Source organism: Kitasatospora sp. NPDC090091, from assembly GCF_044747365.1.
Lineage (GTDB): Bacteria > Actinomycetota > Actinomycetes > Streptomycetales > Streptomycetaceae > Kitasatospora.
On sequence record NZ_JBIVDY010000034.1, the window covers coordinates 14,598 to 34,527 of the forward strand.

The window sequence follows — 19,930 nt, forward strand, 5'->3', positions numbered from 1 at the left end:
TTCCCCAACGGCGACGCGCTCCTAGGACTGGTCACCGCCGTGCTCGGCCCCGGCCGAGGTCGCCTGCCCTCCTGGCGAGGCCGGTCAGTCCTTCAGGGCCGCTTCCAGCACCGCCGCCGGCTGACGGCCGAGCGGCCAGGACGTCACGAGTTCAAGGCGTCCGATCGCCCATGCGAGCCAGTCGGCGTCGCCGAGCCGGTGACCGTCGCCAGCACTGACCGTCTGCGTCATCAGCTCGGCCAGGAGCAGGATGTGCGTGGGCTTGTACCACTCGGCGTGCCGGTCGAAGGTCAGCTTCCGGTCCTCGTACGGGTGGCGGAGGGTCATGCTGAGGTGGCCACCCCCACGCCCCTTGAAGGGGCCGGGGAGGCCGCCGAGAAAGCCCGTCAACCCGATCTCACCCTGGTAGCCCGATCCGTTCGTCCCGTGCCCTATCTGGATACCGACCCCCAGCATGACCCTCGACCAGGGGATCAACTCGTCCTCTGAGCCGCCGGCGTGCTGGACCATTCCCTCTGTTCGGAGCTCCACCCAGCGACCGTCCGGCCGGTGGGAGTCTCCCATCACACAGCGGCCATCGACGAGTTCCAGCGGCCCGTAGGTCTTTCGCGCATCCCCCATGGGCCCATTGGATCACGCGGCCGCACCGGAACTTCGCACCTCGGCAGAACCCGGGTCCGGAAGCCCCGCTCGATCGGAACGTCAGTGCACAGAGGCTCCACCATCGTTCTGGACGCGACCGGAACCAGGAGAAGGTGGCCTTGTTGCCGGTCTGGGTGGCGCCACCACCGCCGAGGCGGCACTCCGGGGTCCAGGGCGACCAGGCCTCCGACGGCGCCGTGGTCGTATTTCATCGATCGTCACCGGCGGCGTCAGAAAAGCGTCAGGAGAATTGTGCGTCGATATTGACGACTTGTTAACAACTGTCGTCACCAACTAACTTGACCGAACCATCGGCTAGGGGAAGGGAATGGTCAGCGGTGAGCTCGACGGATTTCAACGAGGGGGCCGACACGGCCGAACGTCTTGCGCCTGTAAGGGCGGTGCTGCACGAATTCGCCGAGGAGAACGACAGGATCCGCGCGCTCGGCGCCCGCTCGGCTGGCTCCGCAGCGGCAGCCCTCGACGGGTTCGCCACCGGCGACGCGCTGCGTACGGCGCTCAACCGATGGCAGCATCGAGCCGATGCGGTGGCCGAATCGCTCGCCGAGGCGTCGACGGCCCTCGGTGACAGCCCGAATCCTGGCGCCTGACCGATCGAGCCGGAAGCGCGCTCCATGTACCTGACCGAACTCGCCGAGCAACTCGACGGCCGGACCGCGGTGAGGGTGCGGCCCCACGAATTCTGCGCCACCAACGCCGAGGCCCGCTGGATCTGCCATTACCGCACACAGCAGCGCGTCGGTGGGCTCGAACAGTTCGTCACGCCGGGCGGTCGGACATCCGGAGAAGTCCTCCCGGAAGTGTGACATCTCCTCGAACGGCTCTCTCCGGGCATCGTGATGCAGCAGACTCGCGCGGCGGTGGCGACGGCGGGTGTCAAGGTTGGCCGGCCGTTACACCGTCCCTGCCCAGGCGCGGTTGCCGAGGAGGGTCTTGATGTCCGAGGCGAGCCCGTTGCCGGGGTTCACCAGGAAGCCGAGCTCGTAGAGGGTGTCCTTGTCCCAGCTGGTGGTCAACAGGCGGACCGGGACGTCGCCGGGGTGGGCCTGGAGTGCGAGTTTGAGCTCGGCGACCGTCTCGGGGGTGATCCGGGAGGCCGGCACGGTGATCTGGACGGGCGGCTTGGTGCCGAGCTCGGCAGAGGAGACGTCGAGGGTGGTGATCTCCTGGCCGAAGATGCTCAGCGAGCCGTCACGCTCGTTCACACGGCCGCGGACCGAGATGACGTTGTCCTCGATCATCTGCTCGGCCATGAGGTTGTAGGTGGCGGGGAAGAACAGTACCTCGACCGAGCCGTCGCGGTCGGCGAGGGTGATGATCGCCCAGGCGTTGCCGGCCTTGTTGATCCGGCGGTCGACGGCGGTGATCAGGCCGGACAGGCGGACCTCGCCCTCGGTGCGGCCGGAGCCGAGGAGTTCGGCGATCGAGGTGTCGCGGTTCTGGGAGAGGATGTGCTCGGCGCCGTCCAGCGGGTGGCTGGAGACGTAGAGGCCGAGCATCTCCCGCTCCAGTGCGAGGAGTTGGCGGCGGGGCCACTCGCGGTCGGTGAGCTGGAGGTCGAGGCCGATGCCGCCGCCGTCGGCGGGGTCGAGGGAGCCGAAGAGGTCGTCCTGGCCGATCGCCTGCTGCTTCTTGACCCCGGTCACGGCGTCGATCGCGCTCTCGTGGACGGTGCTGAGCGAGAGCCGGGTGTGCCCGAGTGAGTCGAAGGCGCCGGCCTTGACGAGGGAGTCGACGGTGCGCTTGTTGCAGACCACCAGCTCGACCTTGTCCAGGAAGTCGGGGAAGGAGGTGTACTTGCCGTTCTCCTTCCGGGTCTTCACCAGCGACTCGATGACCGGTACGCCGACGTTGCGCACGGCCTTGAGACCGAAGCGGACGTCGCTGCCGACGGCGGTGAAGTCGACCACCGACTCGTTGACGTCGGGGGAGAGGATCCGGATGCCCATCTGCCGGCACTCGGCCAGGTAGACCGCCATCTTGTCCTTGTCGTCGGCGACCGAGGTGAGCAGCGCGGCCATGTACTCGGCGGGGTAGTTGGCCTTGAGGTAGGCGGTCTGGTAGGAGACCAGGCCGTACGCGGCGGAGTGCGACTTGTTGAAGGCGTAGCCGGCGAACGGGACCAGGACGTCCCAGACCGCCTGGATGGCCTCGTCGGAGTAGCCGCGCTCCTTGCAGCCGGCGTGGAACGGGACGAACTCCTTCTCCAGGACCTCCTTCTTCTTCTTGCCCATCGCCCGGCGCAGCAGGTCGGCCTGGCCGAGCGAGTAGCCGGCCAGCACCTGGGCGGCGCGCTGGACCTGCTCCTGGTAGACGATCAGGCCGTAGGTGGGGCCGAGGACCTCGCTGAGCGGGGCCTCCAGCTCGGGGTGGATCGGGATGATCTCCTGTTGGCCGTTCTTGCGCAGGGCGTAGTTGGTGTGTGAGTTCATGCCCATCGGGCCGGGCCGGTACAGGGCGGAGACGGCGGAGATGTCGGCGAACTCGGTGGGCTTCATCAGGCGCAGCAGGGCGCGCATGGGGCCGCCGTCGAGCTGGAAGACGCCGAGGGTGTCGCCGCGGGCGAGCAGCTGGTAGGTGGTGGCGTCGTCGATCGGGATCTTCTCGATGTCGACGTCGAGGCCCCGGTTGGCCTTGATGATCTTGATGCAGTGGTCGATGATGCCCAGGTTCCGCAGGCCCAGGAAGTCCATCTTGATCAGGCCCATGGCTTCGCACGACGGGTAGTCGAAGCCGGTGATGATCACGCCGTCCTTGTCCCGCATGTGCAGCGGGATCAGGTCGAGCAGCGGGGTCGAGGAGAGGATGACGGCGGCGGCGTGCACGCCGGTGCCGCGGATCAGGCCCTCGATGCCCCGACCGGTGTCGATGATCTTCTTGACGTCCGGCTCGTTCTCGTAGAGCCCGCGGATCTCGGTGCCCTCGTTGTAGCGCGGGTGGCTCTCGTTGAAGAGGTCGGCCAGCGGGACGCCCTTGCCCATCACGTCCGGCGGCATCGCCTTGGTGATCCGGTCGCCCATCGAGAACGGGTAGCCGAGGATGCGGTTGGCGTCCTTGACGGCGGCCTTGGCCTTGATCGTGCCGAAGGTGTTCACCTGGGCGGTGTAGGCGGCGCCGTACTTCTCGGTGACGTAACGCACCATCTGGTCGCGCTGGCGGTCGTCGAAGTCGATGTCGACGTCCGGGGGGTTGATGCGCTCCGGGTTGAGGAAGCGCTCGAACAGCAGGTCGTGCTCCAGCGGGTCGAGCTGGGTGATGCCGGTCAGGAAGGCGACCATCGAGCCGGCCGCCGAACCACGCCCCGGGCCGACCGGGATGCCGTTGTCCCGGCCGTACTGGCAGATGTCGGCGACCACGAGGAAGTAGGCGTCGAACCCCATCGGGGTGATCACGCCCATCTCCAGCTCGATCCGGTCCAGCACCTCCTGGCTCGGGCTGTCCCCGTAGCGGTGCTTCAACCCGATCTCGATCTTCTTCCGCAGGTACGAGGCCTGGGTCTCGCCCTCGGGCACGTCGAACTGCGGCATCCGGTCGACGTAGGTGAAGACCTCCTCGTACGACTCGACCCGCTCGGCGATCGCCAGCGTGTTGTCGCACGCCTCCGGCAGCTCGCGGAACAGCTCGCGCATCTCGGCCGCGGTCTTCACGTAGTAGCCGGTGCCCTGGAACTTGAACCGGTTCGGGTCGTCCTTGTTCTTGCCCACGCCGACGCAGAGCAGGCTGTCGTGGGCGTCGGCCTGGTCGGCGGTCACGTAGTGGGAGTCGTTGGTGGCCAGCAGCGGGATGTCCAACTGCTTGGCCAGCCGGAGCAGGTCGGCGCGGACCGTGCGTTCGATGTCCAGGTCGTGGTCCATCAGCTCCAGGAAGTAGTTCTCCTTGCCGAAGATGTCCTGGTAGGCGCCGGCGGCCTTGACCGCCTCGTCGTACTGGCCGAGCCGCAGCCGGGTCTGCACCTCGCCGGAAGGGCAGCCGGTGGTGGCGATGATGCCCTCGGCGTGGGCGGCGATCAGCTCGCGGTCCATCCGCGGCTTCATGTAGTAGCCCTCCATCGACGCGAGCGAGGAGAGCCGGAAGAGGTTCCGCAGGCCGGTCGGGTTCTGCGCCCACATCGTCATGTGGGTGTAGCGGCCGCCGCCGGAGACGTCCTTGCCGCCCTCGCCGTCGGCCCCGGTCGGACGCTGGCCGCCCGGGGACCAGAACACCTGCTTCTTCTCGAAGCGCGAACCGGGGGCGACGTACGCCTCGATGCCGATGATCGGCTTGACCCCGGTCCTGGCGGCGGCGTGGAAGAACTCGTAGGCGCCGAACATGTTGCCGTGGTCGCTCATCGCGATGGCGGGCATGCCCTGTCTCTCCGCCTCGGTGAACAGCTTCCCGTTCTTTGCCGCTCCGTCCAGCATCGAGTACTCGGTGTGGACGTGCAGGTGCGCGAAGCTGTCGGACACGGTGTCTGGCTCCTCGGGACGGCGCGGAAACGAGACGCCCAACCTAACGACCGGCGGGCGCCGACGTGCCGTGGCACACGCTCCCGGCGGCAACCTTGACGACCTTCTGATGTCCCTGCGGTCAGCAGGGGGGTGAGGCCGCCGCCCCGGTCGGGCCTCGTGCGCTCGGTCGTCGGTCGCGTACAGTCGCGGCCGATCCGGACCAGGCCCCGCGGGTGCTCTCGGCGGACTCGCTGCTCGGCGGTGTACGGGGCGGTGACTTCGTGCTCCGACCCGAGGGCGGGTGACGGAGCCGGACTGGTCGACCCGCCCCTACCTGACGCTACGTCAGAAGAGTCGGCAAAGGGTCGGCATCGATCCGATCGGACGTTGTCACAGATACTCAAACGTGAGACTCGGCGCCCTCTCCGCCGGCGCTCGGCAAGCCTCGGGGCGCCCGCACGCGACACGCTGTGGCGAGGCGCCCCGAGGCAGGGGCGGACGAAGATCACGAATCCTGCTCAGCTGTGCATCTCTGCAGGTCAGCGTATCCGTCCGCGTGGCTTCAACGGAACGTTGGGAAGCTCCGGAGCGGGCAGTCGGTCGCCGTCGTAGCCGTGCACTTCGCCGAAGCGAACACCCTTCTCCCAGTCATTCCGTGCCTGTACGATCTCCTCACCGGATCGGCCGATGAAGTTCCACCACATCACGATCTGCTCCTCGAACGGCGTCCCGCCGAGCAGGATCAGTCGGGCGGGGGTGTCCGAGGTGTTGGTGATGGTCAGGGTCTCGGCGCCGGGGGCGAGGTAGCCGAGGTCGGCGGGGCGCAGCGCGGTGCCCTCCAGCAGGACGTCGCCGCGGTCGACGAGCAGGCCGTGCTCGAAGGCGGGGTCGACGGCGAGGGTGGTGGTGACACCGGGGTCGAGGGTCAGCTCGGCGCCGAGCAGCGGGGTGAAGGTGGGGACGGGTGAGGTGTCGCCGGCGAGGGAGCCGAGGAAGACCCTGGCCTCGCCGCCGGGCACCGGTACGGGGCTCGGGGCGTGGTGATGGAAGTCGCGGCCGGTGTTCCGGTGCTCCTCGGGCAGCGCCACCCAGAGCTGGACGCCGTGCAGCACGGTGGTCGCGGGGGTCGAGACCTCGGAGTGGCTGATGCCGTGCCCGCTCGTCATGAGGTTGAGCTCGCCCGGGCGCACGAACGCGTGGATGCCGAGGCTGTCCCGGTGCTCGATCTCGCCGGTGAACAGCCAGCTCACCGTCTGCAGGCCGGTGTGGGGGTGTGGGGCGACGTCCATGCCGCCGGTGTCGGCGACGTCGTCCGGCCCGTAGTGGTCGGCGAAGCACCAGGCGCCGATGAGGGAGCGGTTCCGCTGCGGCAGGGTGCGCCGTACCGTCATCGCCCGGGGCCCGCCCAGGGGCACGTCCCGCGGGGAGAGGACCTCCATGCGCCGTGCGGACGGTCGGTCGGCAGCCTCTGGCGCTTTTGTTTCGAATTCAACTACCATGGAGTCGATCATAGTCGCCGAGGTCGATCGGCGCACCCATGCCCGAGCGGCCGGTCCCGGCCCGCTCGGCCGAAGGGCCGTCAGCGGCCCGCCCACCGAAGGAGTCCAGGTGACCACGGCAACCCAGACCCGCGTCTTCGTCGACAAGCAGAGCCCGAAGGCCTTCCATGCGCTGGTCGCCACCTCCGAGGCCGTCCGCACCGTCGCAGCCGAGGCCGGACTGGACCGCAGGCTGGTGGAGCTGGTCAACCTGCGCGTCTCCCAGATCAACGGCTGCGCCTACTGCCTGGACGTCCACACCCGGGCCGCCCAGCGCGCGGGGGAGACCGCGCAGCGGCTCGGCGTGCTGCCGGCCTGGCGCGACACCGAGGTCTTCACCCCGCGCGAGCGCGCCGCGCTCGCCCTGGCCGAGGCGACCACCAGCCCCGCCGACCGCGCCGCGCAGGACAGCGCCTACGAGCTCGCGCGCGAGGTGCTGACGGAGGACGAGATCTCGGCGGTGATCTGGGTGTCGATCACCATCAACGCTTTCAACCGCGTCTCCATTCTGAGCAAGCACCCCGTGCACCCGTCCCCGGCGTCCTGAGGCGGGCCGCGCCGGGTCGCGGGTCCGTTCGCGGGTCGGGGGCCGAATCTGCCGCGCCGCCGTCGGAGCGAGCCTATGGGGCCGGGTGGGAGCCGCTTGCCTCCAAGTGCCGCGGTTCCGTTCCCGGAGTGCCCGGTGGCGCGTGCCCGGGGCCGGTTCTCAGTGGGTCGCCCGGGTGATCACGCCGACGAGGCGGAGGATGGCCTGGCCCCAGGGGGTCGCTGCGATGAGCACGCCGAAGACGGTGCAGAGGACGACGGTCAGCCGCTCGTCGGAGCGGCTGCGCGACTCCGTTCGGCGGGCCAGGCGGATGAAGATGATGATGGCGAGCGCCGCGGATGCGCTGATGGTCACTTCGAGGTCCTCGTCTCTGGGAGGGCGGCGACGGCGGCCGGCTCACCGGCTCAGTGGCCGCGGCCACTGCGCGGTGCGGGGATCCGGGGGAGCAGCTCCCAGAGCGGGAGGCCGCTGGAGGCCCAGCGGCCGAGGAGCGCGCGGTCGACCAGGGCGACGTTCTGGTCCAGGCCCCACCGCACGGCCGGGGCCGAGAACCTGCCGTTGGTGACGACGACGGGTACCTGGGCCCGGTGCACCCGCTCGTTGGCGCCGACCAGCGCGTACAGCACTCCGACGCCGACCGCAGCGCCGCCGACCGGGTCCTGCTTGTGCTTGCACTGCAGGACCCAGCGCCGCCCCATCGGATCGGTGGCGAGGACGTCCGCGCTCTGGTCGCCGCCACCGCCGACCTGCTCCGCGCGGCAGCCGTCGCGGCGCAGGAGGTCCCGCACGGCGAACTCGAAGGCCCGGTGGCCCATGTGGTCCAGGCCGCCGGGGCCGGTGAGGGCGAGCCGCAGGCGGCGCTGGCGTTCCAGGGCTGCTGCCTGCTCCGCCAGCCGGGCCCGGACCACCCCCGCGGCGACGGCTCCGCCCACCATCAGCAGCAGTACCGGGATCCACCAGTGGGCGAGCAGCCAGCGGACCAGCGCGAGTGCGAGGCTGACGGCGAACACGGCGCCCAACAGCAGTACGACGGCGGACTCTCCGCCGCCGCTCTTCCCCGGACGTCGACGACGCGCCGGTGGTCTGCGCGATCCCACCCGTACCCCCGTGATTCAGCCGGCAGTCGAACGATTCATGACACCAGCCGCCACGGGTGGCGCAGGAAGCGCGCACGGGCGCACGGGGGCGGCGTCCGGCAGGCGCGTCGATCGAACGGTCGGCGTTCGGGTTCGACTTGGGTTCAGGTCGGCTTAGTTGGGTTCGGTTGGGGTCGGTTCGGTTGGGGTCGGTTCGGATCCGGGTCGGTTCGGCGGCCGGCCGGTTCGCCGCGCCGCCGAACCGGCCGCCCCGCTCAGCCGGCGTGGTCGGCGAGGACCTCGGCGACGGCGCGCAGCCCCAGCTCCGCCATGGGGGGATTGGTGTCGCGGTAGTAGTCGATCCCGCTGACGAAGGTGAGCGCCCAGCCCCGGCCACGGGCCCAGCTCGCCTCGTCGAAGCCTGCCGCCGCGCGGAAGGTCCGGCGGGTCTCGGCGGTCAGTAGCGTCCAGGCCGCGATGGCGTCGCAGGACGGGTCGCCCACGCCGGCCGCCCCGAAGTCGATCACTGCCTGCAGTCGGCCGCCGGCGGCGAGGACGTTGCCGGGGATGAGGTCGCCGTGCGCCCAGACCGGCGGTCCGTCCCACTCCGGCTGCGCGAGCGCGTGCTCCCAGGCTGCGAGGACGGCGGGAGCGTCGATCACGTCCGCCGCCTTCGCGGTCCACTCGCGCACGGAGGCGTCACGGCTGCGCAGCGGCACACCGCGGTATCCGCGCGGCGCGCCGGTGGGATCGGCTGCGCGCAGCGCCGTCACGAACGCGCCGAGGTCCCGGGCGAACCGGTGGTCGGCGCGGTCCTCCTCCGTCAGGTGCGCGCCGTCGATCCAGCGGCTGACCGCCCAGGGGAAGGGGTAGCCGAGTCCGGGCTGTCCGACTGCGATCCGCTCGGGTACGGCGACGGGCAGCGCCGGAGCCAGCCGCGGGAGCCAGGTCTGCTCGAACTCCACCTGATCGACGGCTGCTTCGAGCCGGGGCAGCCGGACGGCCAGGTCGTCGCCGAGGCGGTAGATCGTGTTGTCGGTGCCGGCGGATCGGATCACCCGGACGGGAAGGTGCGCCCACTGGGGGAACTGCTGGGCGAGCAGGCGCGTCACCAGCGCCGGGTCGGTGGGGGTCTCGTTCGCATGCATCATAGGAGGGCGATGCTAATCGGGCGGCGGGCCGTGCGACATCGATTAATCGCCCGTCGCCGGAGGTCCGCTGGGCGCCTTCCCGGACCTCGCGACCGCCCCATCTCCGTTGCCCCGCAGATGATTTGGCACCATGCCGGGCATATGGTCCAGACCATTGACGGCGTCAGCGGGCGGCGCCTAGGGTGTGGGGCGCCGCCCTGGCGCAGACACGCCAAGAGATCCGTGGCAGGCGCACCCCCACGCGCCACCTGTGCCGGGCGTTCTCGCACTCGCACTCTCCATCCACCCCCACGGAGGAGCACCATGCGCAGGCGTCACATCGTCGGTGCCGTTCTGGCGGCCGCGGCCGTCCCGCTCGCGACGGCCTTGCCGGCCCAGTCGCACGGCTTCATCAACCTCCCGCCCAGCCGTTCCGCACTCTGCGGAGCGGGCGTCGTCACCAACTGCGGCGACATCGAATGGGAACCGCAGAGCGTCGAGGGTCCGAAGGGCTTCCCGGGCAGGGGCCCCGCCGACGGGACCATCTGCGCGGGAGCGGACGCCCGTTGGGCGCCGCTCGACAACCCGCGCAACGGCACCTGGCCGACCACGAAGGTGACGGCCGGCCAGCAGCTGAAGTTCACCTGGGAGATCGAGGCCAGGCATGCGACCACGAACTTCAAGTACTACCTGACCAAGCCCGGTTACGACGCGACCCAGAAGATCACCCGGGCCGGCCTCGACCTCACCCCGTTCCTGACCGTCCCCTACAACGGCCGCCAGCCCGCCGCCACGACCACCCACACCGCGACCCTTCCCACGGGCCGAACCGGGCACCACGTGGTGGTCGCGGTCTGGGACATCGCCGACACGGCCAACGCCTTCTACTCCTGCATGGACGTCCTGTTCTGAGGCACGCAGGAGAGGCGGAGTCGGTGCGGACTGCCCCCGCACCGGCTCCGACCCTGCGCCGTCCTGAGCCGCTCTGCGTAGTCCTGCGCCGTCCTGAGCCGCCCTGCGCCGTCCACCCCGAGGCCGGGGCGCGTCAGGACCCGACGGGCGCCGGCTCCAGGCGCTCGGCGCCGGTGTAGACGTTCATCGACGCGCCGCGCAGGAACCCGACCAGCGTCAGCCCGCTCTCGGCGGCGAGGTCGACGGCGAGCGAGGAGGGCGCGGAGACGGCCGCCAGCATCGGGATCCCGGCCATCACCGCCTTCTGCACCAGCTCGAACGAGGCCCGGCCGCTCACCATGAGCACTGTCCCGCGCAGCGGCAGCATGCCCTCGCGCAGCGCGTGGCCGACCGCCTTGTCCACCGCGTTGTGCCGGCCCACGTCCTCCCGCAGGCAGAGCAGCTCGCCGTCGGCGGAGAACAGCCCGGCCGCGTGCAGGCCGCCGGTGGTGTCGAAGACCCGCTGGGCCGCCCGCAGCCGGTCGGGCAGGGCGGCGAGGACGGCGGGCGTGGTGCGCAGCGGGTCCTCGTCGACGGACCAGGCCGCCGTGGTGCGGACGGCGTCGAGGCTGGCCTTGCCGCAGAGCCCGCACGACGAGGTGGTGTAGAAGTTGCGCTCCAGCGAGGCGTCGGGGGCGGGCACGCCCGGGGCGAGGGCGATGTCCACCACGTTGAAGGTGTTGCTGCCGTCGGCCGTGGCACCCGCGCAGTACCGGATCGCCGCCAGGTCGTCGGCGGAGTGCAGGGCGCCCTCGCTCACCAGGAAGCCGGCCGCGAGGTCGAAGTCGTCGCCGGGGGTGCGCATGGTCACGGTGAGCGGGCGCCCGTTGACGCGGATCTCCATCGGCTCCTCGGCCGCCAGGGTGTCGGGGCGGTGGGAGTGCGCTCCGTCCCGGATGCGCAGCACCCGCCGTCGCACGGTCACTCGCCCCATGGTCCCGCTCCTTCGTCTGCTGCCGGCGCCGCTCCGGCGGCCGTGCCGGGCCGTGATCGCCAGGCACAGCAAGCCTACGGCCGTCGGCGTGTCGCATGGACATGTGGGTGCGGGGAGCTGGGCCGCGTTCCCATTATCGCGCTTTATCGGGAGGGATTTCGAATTCTTCGGTGGGGGCCGGGTCGGGGAATCTCGGTGGGTGATCGGCCTGAATCCGTCGGGTAATTCGGGATGCGTGAAAGGAGGGATCGGATGAGCCGAATGCACTCGAACAAGCGGTGGTTGGGGGATTCGGCGGCGTGCGGTCCTGGTCGCGGGCCTGACCGGTGATGCGTTCTTGACGGGCCTCGGCGGTGATGCCGATGATGGTCGCCGTGCAGAATTCCCTGAGAGCGGGGGAGTGCGGGAAAGCGCCGTCCTGAACGACCGATGAACGCAGAAAGGTGCACCGGATGAAGGACTGGCTCGACGCCGCCAAGGCCGAGCTGGGCGTCGACATCGACATCGACGTCGCCGGGCTGCTCGACATGACCAAGGTCGTCGCCCACGGCGTGGCCCGCCCCGCCGCCCCGCTCACCGCCTTCCTGGTCGGCTACGCCGCCGCACAGACGGGCGGCGGCCCGGCCGCGGTCGCCGAGGCCAACCGCAGGGCCGCAGCCCTCGCCGAGCGCTGGACGACCGAGCACCGGCCGCCCGGGCCCGAGCCCGAGCCCGAGCCCGGAACCGGGCGCGAGCGGGCCGGGAGCGAGCCCGCATGACCAACGTGATCAGAGCCGACACCCGGCCCGCCGCTGCGCCCCGACCCGGCCCGCACAGAGCCGCCCCGCCCCGGCACCCCGCCGTCCCCTGGGAGGAGGCGCGGGAGACCGCCCGCGACAGCGCCGCCCGCCCCCTGCCCGCCGTCACCCGCACCCTCCCCGACGCGCTCGGCCACGCCCTCGCCGAACCGCTGACCGCCCTCACCGACCTGCCGCCCTTCGACACCTCCGCGATGGACGGCTGGGCCGTCTCCGGCCCGGGCCCCTGGCGGCTGCTTCCCGGCCGCACCGTCCTGGCCGGCGTCCGCCCCGAGCCGCTGCCCGACGGAACCGCCGTCCCCATCGCCACCGGCGCCCAACTCCCGCACAACGCCACCGCCGTGCTGCGCCGCGAACACGGCGGCCCGCACCCGGCCGACGGCCTGCTGCACCACCTCGCGCCCGACCCCCTGCCGCTGCGCCGCGACATCCGGCCGCGCGGCCAGGAGTGCCGCTGCGGCGAGCCGCTCCTGTCCGCGGGCACCACCGTCACCCCCGCCGTCCTCGGCCTGGCCGCGGCCGCCGGCTACGACACGCTCGCCGTCCACCGCCGCCCGACCGTCGAACTGCTCGTTCTCGGCGACGAGTTGCTGGACTCCGGCCGGGCCGCCGACGGTCGGATCCGCGACGCGCTCGGCCCGCTGCTGCCGCCGTGGCTGCACGCTGCCGGCGCCGACGTGATCGGCGTCCGGCGGGTGGCCGACGACCTCGCTGCGCTCTGTGAAGCTATCCGGAGCTCCCCGGCCACCGTGCTCGCCACCACCGGCAGCACTGCCGCCGGACCGGTCGACTTCCTCCACCGCGCCCTCGCCGAGGCCGGGGCGACCGTGCGGGTCGGCTCCGTCGCCGTCCGCCCCGGCCACCCGATGCTGCTGGCCGAACTGCCACCGGCCACCGGCGCGGGGCGCCCCCGCCACCTGGTCGGCCTCCCCGGCAATCCGCTGGCCGCGGTGGTCGGCACCGTCACCCTGGCCACGCCGCTCTTCCATCGCCTGGGCGGCCGTACCGACCCGCCGGCCCGCCTGCTCCACGCCGCGACCGACCTCCCCGGCCACCCGCACGACACCCGTCTGCTGCCCGTCCGCTGCACCGACGGGACGGTCACCCCGCTCACCTTCAGCGGCCCGGCGATGCTCCGCGGGCTCGCCCTCGCCGACGCCCTCGCCGCCGTCCCACCGGGCGGTCTGCCCCCGGGTGCCGCCGTGGAGGTCATCACCGTCCCCGACCACTGAGCCCGACGGCCCACCGGGCGGCTGCCCGGGCTGTGGAATGATCGCGGCCATGACTCCGTCGACTCCCGCGGACCGCAGCCGCTCCTTGGAGGAGCTCGAACGCGCCCCCTGGCCGGACCCGCCGGCCGACGCGACCCGGCTCGTCGCCACCGTCCACGCACTCGGACGCAAGCCGATCGGCACGCTGACCGTCGAGGACCTGCGCCTGCTGCTCGCCCAGCAGGTCGGCGTGCCGTTCGCCCTGCCGCTCGCGCTGGAGATCCTGCGCCAGGACCCGATGGCCGAGGGCGACCTCTACGAGGGCGACCTCCTGGCCGCCGTCCGCGCGCTGCCCCCGGAGGTCTGGCACGCGTCACCGCAGCTCGCCCGGGAGGCCCGGGCCGTCCTGGCGACTCTGCCCGACCGGTCCCCGGCTGCGCACTGACCTCGGGACCGGAGTGGGGTACTACCGGCCCGGCGAGTGCCCGGACGCACGTGCCTCGCCCGCATGCATGCAGGTCGCAGCCGTGTCGCGGGCCGAGTTGAGGAAGCGGCCCAGCAAGGCGGAGGGGGCATTTCCTGGCATCGCGTCCGCGGCCTAACGTCGATGGGGGAGTCCGCGTGCGGGAAGCCGCGAGGGGAAGTGATCATGAAGCAGGTGCTCGCAGCATCTCGCCCCGCGGCCCCGGACCGCCCGCCCCGATCGCCCAGTTGCTCAGCCGACCAGTCGACCAGTCGTAGGAGTTTCCGTCATGCCCCGCGATCTGACCTCCCTCCGCACCGACCTGCCCGTCTGGGCCGCCCCGATGGCCGGGGGCGCCGGCACCCCCGCCCTCGTCGAGGCCGTGGCGCGCGCCGGCGGTCTCGGCTTTCTGGCCGGCGGCTACAAGACCTCTGCCGAGCTCGGCGCTCAGATTGCCCGAGTCCGTGCCACCGGTGCGGTGTTCGGCGTCAACCTCTTCGCCCCCAACCCCGTCCCCGTCGCACCGGACGCGTACCGCACCTACGCCCGCGTGCTGCAGCGGGAGGCCGACCGCTACCACCTCACCCTCCCCGCCGAGAAGATGACCGAGGACGACGACGCCTGGGAGGAGAAGCTCGCCCTCCTTCTCAAGGCGCCCGTTCCCCTCGTCTCGTTCACCTTCGGCCTGCCCGACGGCGAGATCGTCAGGGCGCTCCAGAACGTGCGCAGCCTCGTCGCCCAGACCGTCACCAACTCGGCCGAGGCAGTGGCCGCCGCCGAGACCGGCGCGGATCTGCTGATCGTCCAGGCCTCCGCGGCCGGCGGACACTCCGCGACCCTCACCCCCTCTCGACCCGTCGCCCCGACCCCGCTGCCCGACCTGGTCAGCGACGTACGGCACACCGTCCCGCTGTCTGTGATCGCCGCAGGCGGTATCGCCACCCCCACGGACGCCTCGGCCGCCCTGCGGGCCGGCGCCGACGCGGTGATGGTCGGAACCGTGCTGCTCCGCACGCATGAGAGCGGCGCCGCCGCACCGTACAAGGCCGCCCTGGCCGACCCGGCGTTCACGGACACCACGCTGACCCGCGCCTTCACCGGCCGCCCCGCCCGCGCCCTGCGCAACCGTTTCACCGACACCTACGAACCGGCCGCGCCGCTCGGCTACCCGGCCGTCCACCACCTCACCAGCCCCTTGCGCAAGGCAGCCGCTGCCGCGAACGAGACCGAGCTGATCCACCTCTGGGCAGGCACCGGCTACCGAGAAGCCCGTGACGAACCCGCCGCCGAGACGCTCACCCGACTCGCCGCCGGACGGTGAGTCCGCCCAGGACGAGGTGGTGTCCATCGGAACGGAGGCGCAACGCTCCGGCGCAGTTCGTGGCCGCGCTGGTGGCCGCACTGCCGCAGCTCGCCGCCGGCCCGCCCGGCGAGCCGGGCCTGGGGCCTCCCGTGCCGCGCGGCGGACGGTCGGTCGACGAGTGGCGACGCTAGTGTCGGGGCATGCGACGGGGCGAAGCGGTTCTGCTCGACATCGACGGCGTGCTCACGGTCGACTGGGAGCCGCTGCCCGGCGCCGTGTCGGCCGTGCAGGAACTGCACACTGACGGCGTGCCGTTCGTCCTGCTGACCAACACCACCTCCCGAACGCGGCGCGCGATTGCCGCCACCCTCGCGGAGGCGGGCTTCCCCGTGGGCATCGAATCCGTCCTCACCGCGCCCGCCGCGAGCGCCGCCCGGCTCGCGGGCTCCCGGTGCCTGCTGCTCAACAGCGGCGACATCCGCGAGGACCTGGCCGCCGTTGAGCTCGTGGAGCGGCCGGACGACGCCGAGGTGGTGCTGATCGGCGGGGCCGGTCCCGAATTCGGGTACGAGGCGCTCAACCTCGCATTCGCCGCACTCCAGAGCGGTGCGCGGCTCGTGGCGATGCACCGCAACGCCTACTGGCGCACCGGAGCGGGGCTGCAACTCGACAGTGGCGCCTTCGTCGCCGGGCTGGAAGTCGCGGCGGGCGTCCGGGCCGAGGTGCTCGGCAAACCGGCCGAGGCGTTCTTCGCCGGCGCCCTCGCGCACCTGGACGCGGAGCCGGACGAGGCGGTCATGGTCGGCGACGACATCGAGTCCGACGTGCTGGCCGCGCAGCGGTGCGGGATCACCGGCGTGCTCGTCCGCACGGGCAAGGCCGCGCCGGGTGGGCCCCGGCAGAGCAGCGGCCGGCCGGACCACGAGCTCGACTCGGTGGCTGACCTCCCGGACCTGCTGTCACGGCTACGGCAGGGGTGAGCCGAGCCGGTTGGTTCGTAGTCCGGCGGTTCACCGTCCGCCCGCGCGGACGCCGTCCCCGATCACTGCCAGGCGATCACACGCACATCGCGCCCGACCCCGCCCGAGCCGGTGGGAGCACCGGCCGCGAGGGACGCGATCCGGACCGGCGCGGCACCGGCGGACAGGTCGAGCCGGTAGAGGTCCACGGTGCCGGCCCACTCCCGCAGGAACGCCAGGGACCGGCCGTCCGGGGACAGGACCGCGCCGGGGATGAGGCCCTGCTCCTCGGGAATCAGGGTCTCGACCTTGTCGACCCGGCTGTGGTCGGGGGCGAACGTCACCCTGAGCAGGGTGTTGCGGGCATTGCACAGCAGCGAAAGGTCGTCGAACCAGAGACGTGCCGCACATGCCGGCATCGCCTCCGAACCCGGCACCGGCGCCCTGCCGTTGAGAGACGGGCCGAGCACGGCCGGCTCGACGTTCTGCTCGGCGAAGGACGCCGCCGGATCGGTGCGTCGCCACAGCAGGTTGCTGCCCACGGCGACGGTGCCGCCGGGTGCCACCGCCGCCTGGTCGGGGGTCACTTCGAGCGGCGCGCGCACCCATGGCCGGTCGCCGGCCAGGAGGAAGCTCTGGCCGGGCGCGGTGCCGTGGTCGGCCGGCGCGGCCGAGGGCTGCTTGAGATCACGGCTGGTGAGGTGGCGGTCGCCGGTCACGTACCAGAGAGTCGACGTACCGCTCTGGAACACGGGTGCGCGGTCGTCGGACGCCGTCGCCCCCGGCCCGGTGGAGACCGGGCTGCCGCCGGACACGGAGAAGGCCGTGGCGGTCTTGCCCTTGTTGCCCGGCCCGGGGACGGTTCCGGCGAGGAGGGTGAAATCGTCGTTGAAGGCCTGCCGTTCCCCTGCCGCGGAGAGCCAGGCGCCCGCGCACAAGGAGTCCGACGAGCCCCCGTCGGGCAGGGTGGCGACCTGGCGGGCGACCTCGGCTCCGTCCGCCACCGAGTACGCGGCCACGGTGACTACGTGTACCCGGGCGTTGGGCCTGGTCGGAGACTGTGCGGCGAACCGGTCGCACCAGGCGAGCACCACTCGCCCCGGTCCGGCGATCTGCGGTCCGGTCCACGCTGGGGCGACTCGCTCCTGCGGTTGTTCCTGTCCGCTCTGGCTGTCACAGCCGGCCAGCGCGGCAGCCGCCAGCAGAAGAGCGGTTCCCCGAAGCCCGAGACCGATGCGCACCATACCCCCGGTGATCAGATTGTCGTCCGATCCTAAGTCTCAGCAGCCATCCAGTTCGCCACCTTTGATCACACGTCGGATCCGGCTGCGCACCCGCAGGCAGCTCCGGGCCGAAGTCCAAGGAGGGCACGGCCACTTCGGGTAGTGCCGCCGGGCAGGCCTCGGTGTCCTGGCTCAGACACCAGCCGCAAAGGTGGCCGCGGTCGCTGGAAGCGTCCCGTCAACCGGAGGCATCCCAAAATCACCAAGCAACAGCGATACGCGTCCACGTAATATCCGATGGATGCGCGACTACACCTTCGATGCCATCGCCCCGGGCGCCGCCCAGGAACAGTTCTTCCGCGTCGTAGAGAAGACCCCCGTCGGCTACCTCAACTACCATGGCCCCTTCTTCGTTCACCAGAGCTCTCCACAGGTCCGGACGCTCGACGCCGAGCTGCGGTTTGAACGCCGTCACACCGCAGCCCTCGCGGAGCTCCTCTCGGGCACCGACGAAAGAGTCAGAGGTACCTTCCGGCTTCACCTGGAACCCGATCCCCTGATCGTGATCTACAACGACTATGAGTACCACCCTTATCACGACTACGCCCGATGCATCGTTGCCCTGGCTTCTTTGGTTGCCGACACCGACTTCTCGCTGTGCCTCAGGCACGAAAGCGACGACGGTGACTGGAGCTTCCTCGTCGACCGCTACCGCATCACCGACGGGAAGCTCCAATGGCTGCGCACCCAGACGCCCTATGACGACCTGGACTCGTATCTCCTGTCGGTCGATGCACCCTGACCGGCCACCGCCTGCGCGCGGTGAGGCAGTGCCATTGCAGTCCGCGCAGGCGGGCAGCACATTACTTCCAGCACAAGCCCCCGCGGCGGGCCGCAGGTCTCGAATGCGGCCTCAGGAATTCGTCGCGGCGCGGTCGGAATCGCTGCGGAGGACACAGAATTCGTTGCCTTCGGGGTCGGCAAGGACTGCCCAGCCGGAGCCGTCGGGGTTCCGGTGATCGGCGACGAAGGTGGCGCCCAGGCCCAGTAGGCGTTCCACCTCCTGATCGCGCGAGGTCTCGGGGCGCAGGCAGAGATGGATCCGGTTCTTGATCCTCTTGGCCTCGGGCACCTGGTTGAAGTAGAGCACCGGGCCCTCCGCCAGTAGCACCTGCGTCTCCCGGGCACCCGGCTGGTCCTCGGGATCCAGTGGACGGCCGGTCACCCGGCTCCAGAACCGGGCCAGCTCGTAGGCATCCGCACAGTCGATCGCCACGTTCTGCACCACCGAAACCATGCCCGCCATCGTTCCCGACTTCCACGCCCGGCGCCACCGACCGGCCGTGCGGGCTGCCGCGTCAGCCGCGGGGCCGCCACCGGACGTGCAGGTGCTTGAGGCCGTTCTGGAAGTTGGACACCATGCGGTCGGGCGCAGCCCCCGGGGCCAGGGTCAGTTCGGGGAGCTCGGTGAGGAGGCTGCCGAGCATCGCGGTCATCTGCAGGCGCGCCAGCTGTGCGCCGACGCAGAAGTGCGGGCCGTAGCCGAAGCTGACGTGGTCGTTGGGCGTCCGCGTGACGTCGAAGCGGTCCGGGTCCGGGAAGACCGTCTCGTCCCGGTTGGCGGAGGCGTGGTAGACCACCACCTTCTCGCCGCGCCGGATCCGCCGGCCGCCGAGCTCGACGTCCTGCGCGGCGGTGCGCCGGAAGTCCACCACCGGCGGCCAGTAGCGCAGCATCTCCTCGACCGCCGAGGCGACCGGGGCGACCGAGGCGACCGGGGCGGCCGGGGCGGCCGAATCCGGCCACCGCAGCAGCAGCCGGTACTGCTCGGGGTGGCTGAGCAGGGAGTACAGACCGCCCGGCAGGGCGTTGCGCACCGTCTCGTTGCCGGCCACCGCGAAGAGGAAGAACATCGTCTCGAACTCCGCCGTCCCCAGCCCGCCTTCCCGCATCCGGGCGAGCATGCTGCCGGGGCGCGGCCGCTCGGCGAGCGCGTGGGCGTAGGCGAACATGTCGGCCAGGGCGGCGCGGGACCGTGGATTGACCGGGCGCCCGTCCGGCGCCGTCCAGGTGGTGGGGCGGTGGGCGAGGGCCGCCCGGCCGGCGTCGGTGAGGGCGGCCGGGTCGACGGTGCTGGAGTGGGCGTAGTCGGCGTCCTGGTAGCCGATCACCCGGTTCGCCCAGTCCTGCAGCAGCCGACGGTCCTGCTCCGGTACGCCCATGATGCAGGCGAGGGTCCGCACCGGGAGGTCGGCGACCAGGCGGACGATGTCCGCCTCCCCCTGCGCCCGCACCTCCCGGACGGCCGCCGCCGCATGGTGCTCGATACCGACGGCCAGCTCCCGCAGGGCGCGTGGGGTGAAGGCACCCGCGACGATCCGGCGCAGCCGGGAGTGGTCCGGCGGGTCCTGGTTGAGCATCATCGTCCGGGCGAAGTCCAGGTCGGCGGAGGAGTCCGGGTCCCGGATCTGGGTGGCGCCCAGGTGGGAGGAGAACACGTCCGGGCTGCGGAGGACGTGCTTGACGTCGGCGTGCCGCAGCACCGCCCAGTACCCGGGCCCGGCCGGCCACGGACCCACCGCGGGCTCCTCCACCCACCACACCGGGGCCGCGCTCCGCAGCTCCCGGAAGAGCTCGTACGGCACGCCTTCGGCGTAGGTCGCGGGCAGGAAGATCCGGTTCACGTGCGCCTGGTCGAGGATCACAGC

At 71.6% G+C, this 19,930-nt stretch carries 20 protein-coding genes; 10 read left to right on the top strand and 10 right to left on the bottom strand.

Annotation, left to right across the window (positions count from 1 at the left end):
- Window positions 1–84: 84 nt before the first annotated feature.
- Window positions 85–621, bottom strand: coding sequence for a hypothetical protein (locus tag ACIPSC_RS36480; protein ID WP_400833817.1), 537 nt, complete (start codon window positions 619–621; stop codon window positions 85–87).
- 359 nt (window positions 622–980) lie between these two features.
- Between ACIPSC_RS36480 and ACIPSC_RS36485 the strand changes: the two genes are divergently transcribed.
- Both ACIPSC_RS36485 and ACIPSC_RS36490 read left to right on the top strand, forming a co-directional pair.
- Window positions 981–1,253, top strand: coding sequence for a hypothetical protein (locus ACIPSC_RS36485; RefSeq protein ID WP_400833819.1), 273 nt, complete (start codon window positions 981–983; stop codon window positions 1,251–1,253).
- Between the two features lie 24 nt (window positions 1,254–1,277).
- Window positions 1,278–1,469 carry a hypothetical protein gene (locus tag ACIPSC_RS36490; RefSeq protein ID WP_400833822.1) on the top strand — a complete coding sequence of 64 codons (192 nt, stop codon included), beginning with the start codon at window positions 1,278–1,280 and terminating at the stop codon, window positions 1,467–1,469.
- An 87-nt stretch (window positions 1,470–1,556) separates the two neighbouring features.
- Here the strand turns inward: ACIPSC_RS36490 and dnaE are convergent, their stop codons facing one another.
- Both dnaE and ACIPSC_RS36500 read right to left on the bottom strand, forming a co-directional pair.
- Window positions 1,557–5,108: a DNA polymerase III subunit alpha gene (gene dnaE / locus ACIPSC_RS36495; protein ID WP_400833825.1), complete on the bottom strand. Its 3,552-nt coding sequence runs from the start codon at window positions 5,106–5,108 to the stop codon at window positions 1,557–1,559.
- Window positions 5,109–5,629: 521 nt separating this feature from the next.
- On the bottom strand, window positions 5,630–6,589 hold the full coding sequence (locus ACIPSC_RS36500) for a pirin family protein (RefSeq protein ID WP_400833827.1): 960 nt from the start codon (window positions 6,587–6,589) through the stop codon (window positions 5,630–5,632).
- 109 nt (window positions 6,590–6,698) lie between these two features.
- Between ACIPSC_RS36500 and ACIPSC_RS36505 the strand changes: the two genes are divergently transcribed.
- Window positions 6,699–7,175, top strand: coding sequence for a carboxymuconolactone decarboxylase family protein (locus ACIPSC_RS36505; protein ID WP_400833829.1), 477 nt, complete (start codon window positions 6,699–6,701; stop codon window positions 7,173–7,175).
- A 159-nt stretch (window positions 7,176–7,334) separates the two neighbouring features.
- On the opposite strand, the gene ACIPSC_RS36510 is transcribed toward ACIPSC_RS36505, so the two are convergent.
- The 3 genes from ACIPSC_RS36510 to ACIPSC_RS36520 form a co-directional block, all read right to left on the bottom strand.
- Entirely contained in the window at window positions 7,335–7,529 is a 195-nt protein-coding gene (locus ACIPSC_RS36510) for a hypothetical protein (RefSeq protein WP_400833831.1), read from the bottom strand.
- Between the two features lie 50 nt (window positions 7,530–7,579).
- Window positions 7,580–8,185 (bottom strand): restriction endonuclease, encoded by a 606-nt coding sequence (locus ACIPSC_RS36515; RefSeq protein WP_400833833.1) that lies wholly within the window; start codon window positions 8,183–8,185, stop codon window positions 7,580–7,582.
- 341 nt (window positions 8,186–8,526) lie between these two features.
- Entirely contained in the window at window positions 8,527–9,402 is an 876-nt protein-coding gene (locus tag ACIPSC_RS36520; protein ID WP_400833835.1) for an aminoglycoside phosphotransferase family protein, read from the bottom strand.
- Between the two features lie 303 nt (window positions 9,403–9,705).
- Here ACIPSC_RS36520 and ACIPSC_RS36525 point away from each other — a divergent pair, with 303 nt between their 5' ends.
- On the top strand, window positions 9,706–10,293 hold the full coding sequence (locus tag ACIPSC_RS36525) for a lytic polysaccharide monooxygenase (protein ID WP_400833837.1): 588 nt from the start codon (window positions 9,706–9,708) through the stop codon (window positions 10,291–10,293).
- A gap of 133 nt (window positions 10,294–10,426) precedes the next feature.
- On the opposite strand, the gene fdhD is transcribed toward ACIPSC_RS36525, so the two are convergent.
- Window positions 10,427–11,266: a formate dehydrogenase accessory sulfurtransferase FdhD gene (fdhD, locus tag ACIPSC_RS36530; protein ID WP_400833839.1), complete on the bottom strand. Its 840-nt coding sequence runs from the start codon at window positions 11,264–11,266 to the stop codon at window positions 10,427–10,429.
- Window positions 11,267–11,718: 452 nt separating this feature from the next.
- Here fdhD and ACIPSC_RS36535 point away from each other — a divergent pair, with 452 nt between their 5' ends.
- The 5 genes from ACIPSC_RS36535 to ACIPSC_RS36555 all read left to right on the top strand — a co-directional run bounded on the left by ACIPSC_RS36535 (window position 11,719) and on the right by ACIPSC_RS36555 (window position 16,020).
- Window positions 11,719–12,024, top strand: coding sequence for a DUF6457 domain-containing protein (locus ACIPSC_RS36535; protein ID WP_400833841.1), 306 nt, complete (start codon window positions 11,719–11,721; stop codon window positions 12,022–12,024).
- Window positions 12,021–13,295 (top strand): molybdopterin molybdotransferase MoeA, encoded by a 1,275-nt coding sequence (locus ACIPSC_RS36540; protein WP_400833843.1) that lies wholly within the window; start codon window positions 12,021–12,023, stop codon window positions 13,293–13,295. The genes ACIPSC_RS36535 and ACIPSC_RS36540 overlap by 4 nt, the downstream gene beginning before the upstream one ends.
- A gap of 49 nt (window positions 13,296–13,344) precedes the next feature.
- Window positions 13,345–13,719, top strand: a complete 375-nt coding sequence (locus ACIPSC_RS36545; protein WP_400833845.1) for a contact-dependent growth inhibition system immunity protein — start codon at window positions 13,345–13,347, stop codon at window positions 13,717–13,719.
- A 307-nt stretch (window positions 13,720–14,026) separates the two neighbouring features.
- Window positions 14,027–15,058 carry a nitronate monooxygenase gene (locus ACIPSC_RS36550; protein WP_400833848.1) on the top strand — a complete coding sequence of 344 codons (1,032 nt, stop codon included), beginning with the start codon at window positions 14,027–14,029 and terminating at the stop codon, window positions 15,056–15,058.
- 182 nt (window positions 15,059–15,240) lie between these two features.
- A complete protein-coding gene (locus ACIPSC_RS36555; protein WP_400833850.1) occupies window positions 15,241–16,020 on the top strand; it encodes an HAD-IIA family hydrolase in 780 nt (259 codons plus the stop codon).
- A 62-nt stretch (window positions 16,021–16,082) separates the two neighbouring features.
- Here ACIPSC_RS36555 and ACIPSC_RS36560 read toward each other — a convergent pair whose 3' ends face one another.
- Window positions 16,083–17,018 carry a hypothetical protein gene (locus ACIPSC_RS36560; RefSeq protein WP_400833853.1) on the bottom strand — a complete coding sequence of 312 codons (936 nt, stop codon included), beginning with the start codon at window positions 17,016–17,018 and terminating at the stop codon, window positions 16,083–16,085.
- A 505-nt stretch (window positions 17,019–17,523) separates the two neighbouring features.
- Between ACIPSC_RS36560 and ACIPSC_RS36565 the strand changes: the two genes are divergently transcribed.
- Window positions 17,524–18,024 carry a hypothetical protein gene (locus tag ACIPSC_RS36565; protein ID WP_400833855.1) on the top strand — a complete coding sequence of 167 codons (501 nt, stop codon included), beginning with the start codon at window positions 17,524–17,526 and terminating at the stop codon, window positions 18,022–18,024.
- Window positions 18,025–18,135: 111 nt separating this feature from the next.
- Here the strand turns inward: ACIPSC_RS36565 and ACIPSC_RS36570 are convergent, their stop codons facing one another.
- Window positions 18,136–18,519, bottom strand: coding sequence for a VOC family protein (locus ACIPSC_RS36570; protein WP_400833857.1), 384 nt, complete (start codon window positions 18,517–18,519; stop codon window positions 18,136–18,138).
- A gap of 61 nt (window positions 18,520–18,580) precedes the next feature.
- Window positions 18,581–19,927: a cytochrome P450 gene (locus ACIPSC_RS36575; protein ID WP_400833860.1), complete on the bottom strand. Its 1,347-nt coding sequence runs from the start codon at window positions 19,925–19,927 to the stop codon at window positions 18,581–18,583.
- Between the last annotated feature and the right edge of the window lie 3 nt (window positions 19,928–19,930).